General features: G+C 58.6%; 10 protein-coding genes. 8 read left to right on the top strand and 2 right to left on the bottom strand.

Annotated elements, in window-relative coordinates:
* Positions 1–11: 11 nt before the first annotated feature.
* Positions 12–860, bottom strand: a complete 849-nt coding sequence (locus OTG14_RS13115; RefSeq protein ID WP_023333056.1) for a MurR/RpiR family transcriptional regulator — start codon at positions 858–860, stop codon at positions 12–14.
* Between the two features lie 117 nt (positions 861–977).
* On the opposite strand from OTG14_RS13115, the gene murQ reads away from it, so the two are divergent.
* Genes murQ through tadA form a run of 4 tightly spaced genes read left to right on the top strand, consistent with a single transcriptional unit; the run spans position 978 to position 4,447 of the window.
* Positions 978–1,871: an N-acetylmuramic acid 6-phosphate etherase gene (gene murQ, locus OTG14_RS13110; RefSeq protein ID WP_061714622.1), complete on the top strand. Its 894-nt coding sequence runs from the start codon at positions 978–980 to the stop codon at positions 1,869–1,871.
* An 11-nt stretch (positions 1,872–1,882) separates the two neighbouring features.
* Positions 1,883–3,244 carry a PTS transporter subunit EIIC gene (locus tag OTG14_RS13105; protein ID WP_267215172.1) on the top strand — a complete coding sequence of 454 codons (1,362 nt, stop codon included), beginning with the start codon at positions 1,883–1,885 and terminating at the stop codon, positions 3,242–3,244.
* 3 nt (positions 3,245–3,247) lie between these two features.
* Positions 3,248–3,883 (top strand): phosphatidylglycerophosphatase C, encoded by a 636-nt coding sequence (gene yfhb / locus OTG14_RS13100; protein ID WP_090420230.1) that lies wholly within the window; start codon positions 3,248–3,250, stop codon positions 3,881–3,883.
* Positions 3,884–3,907: 24 nt separating this feature from the next.
* Positions 3,908–4,447 (top strand): tRNA adenosine(34) deaminase TadA, encoded by a 540-nt coding sequence (gene tadA / locus OTG14_RS13095; protein WP_032645359.1) that lies wholly within the window; start codon positions 3,908–3,910, stop codon positions 4,445–4,447.
* On the opposite strand, the gene mltF is transcribed toward tadA, so the two are convergent.
* Positions 4,335–5,885: a membrane-bound lytic murein transglycosylase MltF gene (gene mltF, locus OTG14_RS13090; RefSeq protein ID WP_032648672.1), complete on the bottom strand. Its 1,551-nt coding sequence runs from the start codon at positions 5,883–5,885 to the stop codon at positions 4,335–4,337. The genes tadA and mltF overlap by 113 nt on opposite strands.
* A gap of 267 nt (positions 5,886–6,152) precedes the next feature.
* On the opposite strand from mltF, the gene purL reads away from it, so the two are divergent.
* The 4 genes from purL to glrR all read left to right on the top strand — a co-directional run bounded on the left by purL (position 6,153) and on the right by glrR (position 14,062).
* Positions 6,153–10,040, top strand: a complete 3,888-nt coding sequence (gene purL / locus OTG14_RS13085) for a phosphoribosylformylglycinamidine synthase (RefSeq protein ID WP_048991357.1) — start codon at positions 6,153–6,155, stop codon at positions 10,038–10,040.
* A 531-nt stretch (positions 10,041–10,571) separates the two neighbouring features.
* The gene (qseE, locus tag OTG14_RS13080; protein WP_024908630.1) at positions 10,572–11,999 is read left to right on the top strand and encodes a two component system sensor histidine kinase QseE/GlrK; all 1,428 of its coding nucleotides are present in this window, start codon (positions 10,572–10,574) and stop codon (positions 11,997–11,999) included.
* A 1-nt stretch (position 12,000) separates the two neighbouring features.
* Positions 12,001–12,738 carry a two-component system QseEF-associated lipoprotein QseG gene (qseG, locus tag OTG14_RS13075; RefSeq protein WP_024908631.1) on the top strand — a complete coding sequence of 246 codons (738 nt, stop codon included), beginning with the start codon at positions 12,001–12,003 and terminating at the stop codon, positions 12,736–12,738.
* Entirely contained in the window at positions 12,725–14,062 is a 1,338-nt protein-coding gene (glrR, locus tag OTG14_RS13070) for a two-component system response regulator GlrR (protein ID WP_267215171.1), read from the top strand. The genes qseG and glrR overlap by 14 nt, the downstream gene beginning before the upstream one ends.
* Positions 14,063–14,104 lie beyond the last annotated feature (42 nt).

The raw sequence follows: 14,104 nt of genomic DNA, 5'->3' as shown, positions 1-14,104 counted from the left end.
CATTATACGCGTCAAACCAGTTTCTTTACCAGTTCTTCGCTGTGGCGAATACGTTCTGGCGCACGCTCCAGATCCTGCTGCACCAGCGCCATAAACAGCAGGTCCGTCAGCATCATTTGTGCGCTGGTGGACGAGATAGCCGCGCTGCGCGTGGCCTGCTCCTCGGCAATGGTATATAAACAGCGCGTGGCCCGCTGCTGCAGGGCATTCGGCGTAAAACCGGTGATCGCCAGAATTTTACCGCCGACGCGCAGCGCTTCATCGGTGGCCATGTTGATCTCGCGGCGCTCGCCGGAATAGGAGATCGCCAGCAGCAGATCGTCAGGATCCATCGCCTGTACGGTCGCCAGCAGGGCATGCATATCCTGCTCGACGATGGCGTTAAGCCCAATTTTTGTCAGCTTCCAGCCAAAGTTACGCGCCACAAGCCCGGACGCGCCGATGCCGGTCAGAATGATCCGCCGCGCGCCGCGCAGCATCGCAACGCTCTCCAGCAGCTTCTCTTCCGTATTCACATCCAGCGTCGCATGCATGGCCGCCACGTTCTCTTTGATCAGCTTTTCGCCGACCAGCCGCATCGGATCGTCTCCGCGGATCTGATTATGCACCGGCATGGACTGCGGATTGGGGTTACTGACCAGCGCTTCACTGATCGCCAGCTTGAGGGCGGGGAACCCTTTAAAGCCAATCTTCTGCGCAAATTTCACTACGCTGGACTGGCTCACGCCGGCCTCACTCGCCAGCTGCTGCGAGCTGAGATGGCGCGCGCGATCGGGTTGAGAAAGCAGAAAATCCGCCAGCTTCTTGTCGCTTTGGGCAAAGCCTGCGTAGCGCTGGCGAATGCGAATTAAACAGTTCATACGGTCTCCTGGCGAAAATGTGATTATCTGCGCAAATACGGATTTTGCTCGCCTGAATGAATTTTATATTCCATTATAGTGTGATTATTATGAATTAAAAATTCTTGAGGTACAAAAATGAATCTTGGCTCACTTGTTTCTGAAACGCGTAACCCGCAAACCATGGATCTGGATGCGCTCTCCACCCTGGAGCTGGTTCACCGCTTTAATCAACAGGATACGCTGGTCGCGCAGGCTGTGAAAGAGACATTACCCGAGGTGGCGAAAGCGGTCGATGCGGCGGCGAAATCCCTCAAGGCCGGTGGACGCATTATTTACATGGGCGCGGGCACCAGCGGGCGTCTTGGGGTCCTGGACGCGTCAGAATGCCCGCCAACCTTTGGGGTGCCGCATGGTCTGGTGGTTGGGCTGATTGCCGGTGGACCCGGTGCGCTGCTGAAAGCCGTTGAAGGGGCGGAAGATAACAAACAGCTGGGCGAGGATGACCTGAAGGCGCTGAATCTGACGGCAAAGGATCTGGTGGTCGGGCTGGCGGCATCCGGGCGCACGCCGTACGTGATTGGCGGGCTGGAATACGCTAACCAGACCGGCTGCACGACGGTCGCCATCTCCTGTAACCCAGGCTCACCGATTGCACAGGTGGCCGCTATCGCTATCTCTCCGGTGGTTGGGCCGGAAGCGCTCACCGGCTCCACGCGCCTGAAATCCGGGACCGCGCAAAAGCTGGTGCTCAATATGATCTCCACCGGCGCGATGGTGAAGTTTGGGAAGGTGTATCAGAACCTGATGGTGGATATGCAGGCCACCAACGTCAAGCTGGTGGACAGAGCCTGCCGCATGGTGATGGAGGCGACGGGCGCAGGACGTGAAGAGGCAGAAGCGGTACTCAAGCAGACCGATCACGATGTTAAGCCTGCCATTCTGATGATCTTAAGCGGGCTGGATGCGGCAAGCGCCAGAGCCAAACTCGATGCGCATAACGGCTTCTTACGGGCGGCATTAGAAAACTAACAGAGGCGTGTATGGACAAAACAGCAGCGCTCGCCAGCGATATCCTGCAGGGGATCGGTGGGGAACAAAATATTCAGCGTCTCGAAAACTGCATGACGCGCGTGCGCGTCGAGGTGCATAACGACGACCAGCTTGACGTGCCGCGCCTGAAGCAACTGTCCGGCGTCAGCGGCTACGTGAAACAGGGCCAGCAGCATCAGCTGATCGTCGGGCCGGGGAAAGCGGCGCAGGTTGTCGATGCCATGCGGGCGCTGATGGGCGTTAGCGCGAGCGTGTCGATTGACGATGCGGAGCGCACCAAAGCGCAGGCGAAGGCCAAATACAAAGCCCCGATGAGCGATGCGCTGCGTCAGCTGGCAAACGTCTTCATTCCGCTGATCCCGGCGTTTATTGCCTCAGGCCTAATCACCGGGATCATCAATATTCTCAAGCGGCCGGATATTGTGGGGGATTTCGCCACGCAGTATCCGAACCTGCTGGGGATTCTCGGGATCTTCGGCAGCGCGGTGTTCGCCATTATGAACATTCTGGTTGGGGTCAATACCGCGAAGGTGTTTGGCGGATCGCTGGCCATGGGCGGCGTGATGGCGGGCATCTTGTCCAGCCCGCAGCTGGCGCAGATCACGCTGTTTGGTGAGGCGCTCCAGCCGGGCCGCGGTGGGGTGATCGCCGTGCTGCTGGTGGTCATCCTGATGTGCTGGATCGAGAAAAGGCTGCGCGCGGTTCTGCCCGGCTCGATTGAGCTTATCCTCAACCCGCTGCTGACCACGCTGATTACCGGTAGCGTAGCGATTGTGGCCCTCCAGCCGTTAGGCGGGGGGATCTCTGAAGCCATCGCCCACGGCGCGTCGCTGGCGATTGATCGCGGCGGCCTGTTAGTGGGGGCGGTGCTGTCGGGTACCTTCCTGCCGCTGGTGCTGACGGGCCTGCACCAGGGGCTGGTGCCGATCCACGTCGAGCTGGTGCAGTCGCACGGCTATAACGCGCTGCTGCCTATCCTGTCGATGGCGGGCGTGGGGCAGGTCGGCGCGGCGATTGCCGTACTGATGAAAACCCGCAACGCGCGACTGAAGAAAGTGATTAAAGGCGCACTCCCGGTTGGACTGCTCGGCATTGGCGAGCCGCTGATTTTCGGCGTTACGCTGCCGCTGGGTAAACCGTTCCTCGCCGCCTGTCTGGGCGGCGCGGTAGGCGGGGCGCTTATTAGCTACTGGAAGGTCGCCACCGTGATCACCTTTGGGCTTTCCGGTTTACCGCTGGCATTAACCATCGTGACCGGAAAAGTGATGCTCTATCTGTTAGGCTATTTAGTAGCGGTGATAGCCGGGTTCCTGTTTACCTGGCTGTTAGGTTTCAACGATCCAGAGGAGTAAGGTTTGGCAAATCACGCGCGTCGCGTTGTCTTTTTCGACCTGGATGGAACGCTGCATCAGCAGGATATGTTTGGTACGTTTATGCGTTACCTGCTGCGGCGTCAGCCCCTGAATGCGTTGCTCGTGCTACCGCTCTTACCGGTTATCGGTATCGCGCTGCTGGTGAAAGGCCGTGCGGCGCGATGGCCGATGAGTCTGCTGCTGTGGGGATGTACCTTTGGGCACAGCGAAGCGCGCCTCAAACAGCTCGAAAAGGATTTTGCGCACTGGTTCCGCGGCCACGTCGCCGCCTTTCCGGTGGTGCAGGCGCGCCTGACCGGCTACCTCGACGCGAACGATGCCGACATCTGGCTGATTACCGGCTCCCCGCAGACGCTGGTGGAGCAGGTCTATTTTGATACCCCCTGGCTTCCGCGCGTGAATCTTATTGCCACGCAAATTGCCCGCGGTTACGGCGGTTGGGTGCTGACGATGCGCTGCCTGGGGCATGAAAAAGTGGTCCAGCTGGAGAAACGCATCGGTACGCCGCTGCGCCTGTACAGCGGCTACAGCGACAGTAAACAGGACAACCCGCTGCTCTATTTTTGCCAGCATCGCTGGCGCGTCACGCCATCAGGTGAACTCCAGCAACTCGAATAGTCTTATCCATAATGGGCGTGTATAATGCCGCCCGCTTTTCGACTGGAGTATCAACCGTTGTCCAACCCTGAACTCGACCATGAATACTGGATGCGCCATGCGCTGACGCTGGCTCAGCGTGCCTGGGACGAGGGCGAAGTGCCCGTAGGCGCCGTGCTGGTCCACAATAACCAGGTGATTGGTGAAGGGTGGAACCGTCCGATTGGCCGCCACGATCCTACTGCACATGCCGAAATCATGGCGCTTCGCCAGGGCGGTCTGGTGCTGCAAAATTATCGCCTGCTTGATACTACGTTGTATGTGACGCTGGAGCCGTGCGTGATGTGCTCCGGCGCGATGGTACACAGCCGGATCGGGACTCTGGTCTTCGGTGCGCGGGATGAAAAAACCGGTGCGGCCGGTTCGCTGATGGACGTGCTGGGTCACCCGGGGATGAACCACCAGGTGAAGACTATCGGCGGGGTGCTTGCACCAGAGTGTTCGGGGCTATTAAGCGATTTCTTTCGAATGCGCCGTCAGCAGAAAAAGCAGCAAAAGGCAGAATTGAAGCTGTCGGACGATTAAGCTCGTCCGGCGCCACGACCGGGTAACTTTGGGCCAACTGTTTGGCCTCCGTTGCCTCTTTCTCTTTCTCCAGCAGATACCCGACCAGGCTAATTTGATATTTACGGATATTTTCCACGTAGGCGTAGGCTTCATGTCCGCGCGCGTAGCCGTAAGTCAGCTTGTTATACCATGGCTTCTGGCTCAGCAGCGGCAGGCGCTGCTTAACGTCTGACCAGCTGTCCGGGTTACCTTTCGTTTTGGCCGTCAACGCCCGCGCATCCAGCATATGTGCGTAGCCCATATTGTAGGCCGCCAGCGCGAACCAGATCCGCTCCTCTTCCGGCACCGTTTCCGGGACTTTGGCCATCATATCCTGCAGATAGCGCGCACCGCCGCTGATGCTCTGTTCGGCATCGGTACGGTCATTGACGCCCAGGCTCAGCGCGGTATTTTTGGTTAACATCATCAAACCACGTACGCCAGTCGGAGACGTGGCCTGGGTATCCCAGTGGGATTCCTGATACGAAATAGCCGCCAGCAGTTTCCAGTCAATCTCCTGGGCGTATTTTTCGAACAGCGGCTGCAGATCTGGCAGGACGCTGTCTACCGCGCGCAGGAAGCTGCGGGTGTCAACGTAGTCAAAGTCGTCACCGTGACCGAGGTACTTCTCCTCCAGGCGCGCCAGGGTACCGTCTTCATTGATGGTGTTGAAGAAATCAAGCATCGCGGCAGAGAAGGTCTGATCGTCATCAAGCTGGCTAAACCAGGTCACGGGCTGCTCGTCGGTGACGTCCAGCGCCACGGCGATTTCAGGATGCACCCGCTGGAACAGGCTGATCGCGACCGAATCGGCGATGGTGTAGGGCACTTTCTGGTCTTTTACCTGCTCCAGCAGCTCCGTCGTGCCGAGTTTCGGATCCACCGTCCAGCTCAGGTCGGGATATTTCTTCTCCTTGAGCTCACGCAGATCGTCAATCACCACGTGGCCAGGCGCAATCGTCAGCTGCCGATCGTCAATCGAGGCCAGCGAACGCGGGCGCAGGCCCCCGACGCGGTAAACCAGCTGCTGCGAAACGGAGTAGTAGGTCGGGCCTGGCTGGTAGTTCTTGCTGCGCTCGCTGTTATACACCAGCCCGGCGGCAAGCATATCGGCATCGTCGTTATCGAGGTCGTCAAACAGCTGGTTGATATTCTGGCGGACGGTGATTTTAAGCTTCACGCCAAGATAATCGGCGAACTGTTGTGCCAGCTCGTAATCCAGACCAATGATTTTACCGTTGATGTCGCTGTAAATCAGCGGAGAGTTGAGGGTACTGACGCGCAATTCCCCCCGCTCCTGAATGGCGGCGATACGGTTTTCGGCTTTGCCGAACCAGGGGATGGAAGGCCAGAGGGCCACTGCCAGCAGCAACGTTACAATGCCGATGAGCAGATAATTAATCTTTAATTTTTTCAATTAGTTAATTCTCTGCGACGCCGGTTGCCTCAGTCTGCTGTAGCCATGTTAATCATAAGGTTTGCCATTGAATGAGCGGCATTTTGCGTAAACTTGCGCCACTTGGCAACCAATTAGAGAGACTGGTCACATCTATTGTTAAATCTCTGTGCAAATTTTATTTCGACGCAAACGGTTTCGTCGGCGCTCAGGATTCTCTATAATGACGCCCGTTTTCCCCCCTTGCGCACACTGTAAGCGCCCCGGCGCTTCGAAGACGAGAGACTTATGATGGAAATTCTGCGTGGTTCGCCTGCACTGTCTGCCTTCCGTATCACTAAACTGCTGGCACGTTTTCAGGCGGCCGACCTTCCGGTAAGCAATATTTACGCTGAGTATGTCCATTTTGCTGACCTGAATGCCCCCCTGAATGCAGAGGAGCGCGTACAGCTGGAACGCCTGCTCAAGTATGGCCCAAGCCTGAGCAGCCATACGCCAACCGGCAAACTGATCCTTGCGACGCCTCGTCCGGGCACCATCTCCCCCTGGTCTTCCAAAGCCACCGACATCGCCCACAACTGTGGCCTGAGCCAGATTAACCGTCTGGAACGCGGCGTGGCGTACTACGTGGAAGCCTCTACCCTGAGCGAAGCACAGTGGCAGGCGGTTGCGGCTGAACTGCACGACCGCATGATGGAGAGCGTATTTGCCTCTCTCGATGACGCGCAGAAGCTTTTCTCTCACCATCAGCCTGCGCCGGTACAGAGCGTAGACCTGCTGGGGCAGGGCCGTCAGGCGCTGATTGACGCCAACCTGCGTCTCGGCCTGGCGCTGGCAGAAGACGAAATCGACTACCTGCAGGATGCGTTCGTTAAGCTCAACCGTAACCCGAACGACATCGAACTCTACATGTTCGCGCAGGCGAACTCTGAGCACTGCCGCCACAAGATTTTCAACGCCGACTGGATTATTGACGGCGAACAGCAGCCGAAGTCGCTGTTCAAAATGATCAAAAACACCATGGAGCAAACGCCTGACCACGTTCTGTCTGCCTATAAGGACAACGCCGCGGTGATGGAAGGATCCGAGGTGGGCCGCTTCTTCGCCGATCGCGAAGCAGGGCGCTATGACTTCCATCAGGAGCCCGCGCATATCCTGATGAAAGTGGAAACCCACAACCACCCGACCGCGATCTCCCCGTGGCCGGGTGCGGCGACCGGCTCCGGCGGTGAAATCCGTGATGAAGGTGCGACCGGTCGTGGTGCAAAACCAAAAGCGGGTCTGGTCGGTTTCTCCGTCTCCAACCTGCGTATCCCGGGCTTTGAACAGCCGTGGGAAGAGGATTTCGGCAAGCCAGAGCGCATTGTGACCGCGCTGGATATCATGACCGAAGGCCCGCTGGGCGGCGCGGCGTTTAACAACGAATTTGGTCGTCCGGCGCTGAACGGTTACTTCCGTACCTATGAAGAGAAAGTGGACAGCCACAACGGCGAAGAGCTGCGCGGCTACCACAAACCGATCATGCTGGCGGGCGGGATCGGCAACATCCGTGCCGATCACGTGCAGAAAGGCGAGATCGTCGTCGGCGCGAAGCTGATCGTGCTCGGCGGCCCGGCGATGAACATCGGTCTGGGCGGCGGAGCAGCCTCTTCTATGGCCTCCGGCCAGTCTGACGCGGATCTCGATTTCGCCTCCGTGCAGCGTGACAACCCTGAGATGGAGCGTCGCTGCCAGGAAGTGATCGACCGCTGCTGGCAGCTGGGCGACGCTAACCCGATCCTCTTCATCCACGACGTGGGCGCGGGCGGTCTGTCTAACGCCATGCCGGAGCTGGTGAGCGACGGCGGCCGCGGTGGTCGTTTCAACCTGCGCGATATCCTGAGCGATGAGCCGGGCATGAGCCCGCTGGAAATCTGGTGTAACGAATCCCAGGAGCGCTACGTGCTGGCGGTTGCCGCGGACCAGCTTCCGCTGTTTGACGAGCTGTGCCGCCGCGAGCGCGCGCCGTATGCCGTCATCGGTGAAGCGACCGAAGAGCAGCACCTGACTCTGAGCGACACCCATTTCGACAACCAGCCTATCGATCTGCCGCTCGACGTTCTGCTCGGTAAAACGCCGAAGATGACCCGCGACGTAACAACCCGTAAAGCGGCGGGCAAAGCGCTGGATCGCCAGGGCATTACCGTAGCTGAAGCCGTTAATCGCGTGCTGCACCTGCCGGCAGTCGCTGAGAAAACCTTCCTGGTGACCATCGGCGACCGCACCGTGACCGGTATGGTATCGCGCGATCAGATGGTTGGCCCGTGGCAGATCCCGGTGGCGAACTGCGCCGTGACCACCGCGAGCCTCGACAGCTACTACGGCGAAGCGATGGCGCTGGGCGAACGCACCCCGGTGGCGCTGCTGGACTTCGCGGCCTCTGCCCGTCTGGCGGTCGGTGAAGCGCTGACCAACATCGCCGCGACGCAGATTGGCGACATCAAACGTATCAAACTCTCCGCAAACTGGATGGCCGCTGCCGGTCACCCTGGCGAAGATGCAGGCCTGTATGAAGCCGTGAAGGCGGTGGGCGAGGAGCTGTGTCCTGCTCTCGGCCTGACCATTCCGGTGGGTAAAGACTCCATGTCGATGAAAACCCGCTGGCAGGAAGGCAGCGAGCAGCGCGAGATGACCTCTCCGCTGTCGCTGGTGATTACCGCGTTTGCCCGCGTGGAAGACGTGCGTCATACCGTTACGCCGCAGCTTTCCACCGAAGACAACGCCCTGCTGCTGATTGACCTGGGTAAAGGCAACAACGCGCTGGGTGCCACCGCTCTGGCGCAGGTTTACCGTCAGCTCGGCGACAAGCCAGCCGACGTGCGCGACGTGGCGCAGCTGAAAGGCTTCTACGACGCCATCCAGGCGCTGGTGGCGCAGCGTAAGCTGCTGGCCTACCATGACCGTTCCGACGGCGGCCTGCTGGTGACGCTGGCAGAGATGGCCTTCACCGGCCACTGTGGGGTTGAAGCCAACATTGCAACGCTGGGCGAAGACCGTCTGGCGGCGCTGTTTAACGAAGAGCTGGGCGCCGTGATTCAGGTGCGCGCGGCAGATCGCGACGCGGTTGAAGCGATTCTGGCGAAGCACGGTCTGGCAGACTGCGTGCACTATCTGGGTAAAGCCGTTCAGGGCGACCGCTTCGTCATTGAAGCAGACGGTCACGCCGTGTTCAGCGAAAGCCGCACCACGCTGCGTATGTGGTGGGCGGAAACCACCTGGCAGATGCAGCGCCTGCGTGATAACCCGGAATGTGCCGATCAGGAGCACAACGCGAAGGCCAATGACCAGGATCCTGGCCTGAACGTGAAGCTCTCCTTCGACATCAACGAAGACATTGCCGCGCCGTACATTGCGACCGGCGCGCGTCCGAAAGTGGCCGTGCTGCGCGAGCAGGGCGTTAACTCCCACGTTGAGATGGCGGCTGCCTTCCACCGCGCGGGCTTTGACGCTATCGACGTTCACATGAGCGACCTGCTGGCCGGACGTACCGGTCTGGAAGATTTCCAGGCGCTGGTGGCGTGCGGCGGCTTCTCCTACGGCGACGTGCTGGGCGCGGGCGAGGGCTGGGCGAAGTCCATCCTGTTCAACAGCCGCGTGCGTGACGAGTTCGAAACCTTCTTCCACCGTCCGCAGACCCTGGCGCTGGGCGTGTGTAACGGTTGTCAGATGATGTCCAACCTGCGCGAGCTGATCCCGGGCAGCGAAGCCTGGCCGCGCTTTGTGCGTAACCAGTCTGACCGCTTCGAAGCGCGCTTCAGCCTGGTGGAAGTGACCCAAAGCCCGTCTCTGCTGCTGCAGGGAATGGTCGGTTCACAGATGCCAATCGCGGTCTCCCACGGCGAAGGTCAGGTAGAAGTGCGTGATGCCGCGCATCTGGCTCAGCTGGAGAGCAAAGGTCTGGTGGCGCTGCGCTTTGTCGATAACTTCGGCAAGGTCACGGAAACCTACCCGGCCAACCCGAACGGCTCCGCCAACGGTATTACCGCGGTGACCAGCGAAAGCGGTCGTGCAACCATCATGATGCCGCATCCGGAACGTGTGTTCCGCACCGTGAGCAACTCCTGGCACCCTGAAAACTGGGGCGAGGACAGCCCGTGGATGCGTATCTTCCGCAACGCGCGTAAACAGCTGGGTTAAGTTTTAGGCAACACCTGCAGGCCCGGTAAGCGCGAGCGCTACCGGGCTTTTTTGTCTCTGTCGCAAAATCGCGACAACCCTCTGGTTTGAGTGTCTCCAAAAGGAGACATTTAACTTATTGATTTATATATGGCAGTAAAGGTTCCCATTAAGGTGTTGCTTAATAGCGACACTTAGCCTGGAAATCATTCAACCGATAATTAACAGGTTTAACAAGTAAAAATCATATATTTCAATGTGTTAATATTTTGTTTTGCGTTCTGGCACGGGTGTTGCATAATATTAACCAGTGGCTCATTCACCTTCTTATGTCAGCCCCTTCGGGACGCGCTACATAAACTTCGAATGACGCACAAAAAGGTGCCTGCCGTCCAACTACTGATCATAGCGATGCTTTATCAGGCCAGGGCGAAACGTCGAGTTAGGCACCGCCTCATTCCATGACAAAGCCGGGTTTTTACCCGGCTTTGTTGTATCTGAAGGGCAGACTCAGTTACGCTCTGCGTAAACCCCCATTAAGAGAGTAATGCGTTGAAACGCTGGCCCGTTTTTCCCCGCTCCCTGCGACAGCTTGTCATGATGGCCTTCCTGCTGATCCTGCTGCCGCTGCTGATCCTTGCCTGGCAGGCGTGGCAAAGTCTGAACGCGCTGAGCGCGCAGGCGGCTTTGACCAACCGCACGACGCTCATCGACGCCAGACGCAGTGAAGCGATGACCAACGCCGCGCTGGAGATGGAACGTAGCTATCGTCAGTATTGCGTGCTTGACGATCGGACGCTGGAAAAGGTGTACCAGAGTCAGCGCAAGCGCTACAGCGAAATGCTGGATGCCCACGCCGGCGTATTGCCTGACGACAAGCTCTATCAGGCGTTACGTCAGGATTTAAACGATCTTGCGCAGCTACAGTGCAGTAACAGCGGCCCGGATGCCGCCGCCGCCGCGCGTCTTGAAGCTTTTGCCAGCGCCAACACCGAGATGGTGCAGTCAACGCGCACGGTCATTTTCTCTCGCGGCCAGCAGCTCCAGCAGGAGATTGCCGAGCGCGGCCAGTTCTTCGGCTGGCAGGCGCTGGTGCTGTTCCTCGTGAGCCTCGGGCTGGTTCTGCTCTTTACCCGCATGATCATCGGCCCGGTGAAGGGCATTCAGCGGATGATCAACCGCCTGGGTGAGGGGAAATCGCTCGGAGATACGGTCGCCTTTAAAGGTCCGCGCGAGCTGCGATCCGTTGGCCAGCGCATTATCTGGCTGTCCGAGCGCCTGGCGTGGCTTGAATCACAGCGCCATCAGTTCCTGCGCCATATCTCCCATGAGCTTAAAACGCCGCTGGCCAGCATGCGCGAAGGGACGGAGCTGCTGGCGGACGAAGTGGCAGGCCCCCTTACGCCAGAACAGAAAGAAATTGTCGAGATCCTGGATAACAGCAGCCGCAATCTGCAAAAGCTGATTGAGCAACTGCTGGATTACAACCGCAAGCTGGCTGACGGGGCGGTCGTTCTGGAAAACGTTGAGATTGAGCCGCTGGTGGATATGGTGATATCCGCCCATAGCTTGCCAGCAAGAGCTAAAATGATGCATACCGGTGTAGAACTAAATGCGCCGACCTGTCTCGCTGAACCCATGCTCTTAATGAGCGTGCTGGATAATCTTTATTCCAATGCGGTGCACTATGGTACTGAATCCGGTAACATTTATATCCGAAGTTATACGAAGGGTTCCCGGGTGTTTATAGACGTCGCTAACACCGGCACCCCGATCCCCGATGACGAAAAAACCATGATCTTCGAGCCCTTTTTCCAGGGGAGTCATCAGCGGAAAGGTGCGGTGAAAGGCAGTGGTCTGGGCTTGAGCATCGCCCGGGACTGCATACGACGCATGCAGGGTGAGCTAAACATTGCCACGGACGAACGTTCGGATGTTTGCTTCCGTATTGAACTGCCCCTGAGCCGGAAAAATCAATAAAATGAATCTATGTCTGGTGAGTATGTCACACGTCTTTTCCCGCGCCGTACGCGCGGTGTTTTCCCGCAACACGCTTCGCCTGAGCCTGCCCTGTTTATTTCTGGCAGGGTGTGTTTCCCATGCGCCACAAAGTGCAATTAGCGATAAACAAGAAGATAAATGGCCTGATAACCAGCTGGCCGATTTCCTCTCAACCCGCTGTGACGATATCTGGAACCTGTCAGGTCATGACGTTGAAAGCAACCCGCTGTTCTGGCTGCGTGGAATAGATTGCGCCCAGCGTCTGGCCCCGGTAGACGCTCGCTCGAAGGCGGCGATGCTGGATGACGACACCTGGCAGGACGCTTTCAAGCGCGGCATTTTGCTGGCTGATGCGAAAATCACCCCCGTCGAACGGCGCGCCAACGTGACCCGACTGGACACGTTCGTGGTCAATCTTCCCGTGCAGGTACGCCCGGTATACCAGCTCTGGCGCGATGGGCAGACATTACAGCTTCAGCTGTCTGAAGAGCGCTCCCGCTACAGCAAGCTGCAACAGTCAACCGACAGCGAGCTTGATACGCTGCGTCAGCAGCAGCAACATTTACGTACGCAGCTCGATACCACAACGCGTAAGCTGGAAAACCTGACCGATATCGAAAGGCAGCTCTCGTCGCGCAAATATCAGCCGGGGAGTTCATCTGCGGCACCGGACAGCGATACGCCGAAACAAGAGGATGTGAAGCATGACGAGCCGTAAACCTGCCCATCTGTTACTGGTGGATGACGATCCCGGGCTGTTAAAGCTGCTGGGCATGCGTCTGGTGAGTGAAGGCTACAGCGTCGTGACCGCGGAAAGCGGGATGGAGGGGCTTAAGATCCTCAGCCGCGAGAAAATCGATCTGGTGATAAGCGACCTGCGGATGGACGAAATGGATGGCCTGCAGCTGTTCGCGGAGATCCAGAAGCAGCAGCCGGGTATGCCCGTGATTATCCTGACGGCGCACGGGTCGATCCCGGATGCGGTTGCCGCGACGCAGCAGGGAGTATTCAGCTTCCTGACCAAGCCGGTAGATAAAGACGCGCTGTATAAGGCAATCGACAGCGCGCTGGAACACGCCGTCCCGGCGGGGGATGAAGCGTGGCGGGAGTCCATCGTCACCCGCAGCCCCGTGATGCTGCGTCTGCTTGAACAGGCCCGGATGGTGGCGCAGTCCGACGTCAGCGTGCTCATCAACGGCCAGAGCGGCACCGGGAAAGAGATCCTGGCCCAGGCGATCCATAACGCCAGCCCGCGAAGTAAAAACGCCTTTATCGCCATTAACTGCGGCGCGCTTCCGGAACAGCTGCTTGAATCTGAACTGTTTGGTCACGCCCGCGGGGCATTCACCGGGGCGGTAAGCAGCCGGGAAGGGCTGTTCCAGGCCGCGGAAGGCGGCACGCTGTTCCTGGACGAGATTGGCGATATGCCCGCGCCGCTGCAGGTTAAGCTGCTGCGCGTGTTGCAGGAGCGCAAAGTGCGCCCGCTGGGCAGCAACCGCGATATCGATATTAACGTGCGAATTATCTCCGCTACCCACCGCGATCTGCCAAAAGTGATGGCCCGCAACGAGTTCCGCGAAGATCTCTACTACCGTCTGAACGTGGTCAACCTGAAGATCCCGGCGCTGGCCGAACGTGCGGAAGACATTCCGCTGCTGGCGAACCACCTTTTACGCCAGGCGGCCGATCGTCATAAACCGTTCGTGCGCGCGTTTTCCACCGATGCGATGAAGCGGCTGATGGCCGCAAGCTGGCCGGGCAACGTGCGTCAGCTGGTCAACGTGATTGAGCAGTGCGTGGCGCTGACCTCTTCACCGGTCATCAGCGACGCGCTGGTGGAGCAGGCGCTGGAAGGGGAAAACACGGCGCTGCCGACGTTTGCCGAAGCGCGGAATCAGTTTGAGCTCAACTATCTGCGCAAGCTATTGCAGATCACCAAAGGCAATGTGACCCACGCCGCGCGCATGGCCGGACGCAACCGCACCGAGTTCTACAAGCTGCTGTCGCGCCACGAGCTGGAAGCAAACGATTTTAAAGAGTAATGCCGTATGGTACTGTGAGCAATCGATTACGAGGCAGCTTAC

The sequence above is a fragment of the Enterobacter pseudoroggenkampii genome (assembly GCF_026420145.1).
Taxonomy (GTDB): domain Bacteria; phylum Pseudomonadota; class Gammaproteobacteria; order Enterobacterales; family Enterobacteriaceae; genus Enterobacter; species Enterobacter pseudoroggenkampii.
Note: the sequence above shows the minus strand (reverse complement) of the source record. Positions and strands in the feature narration are given on the sequence as shown.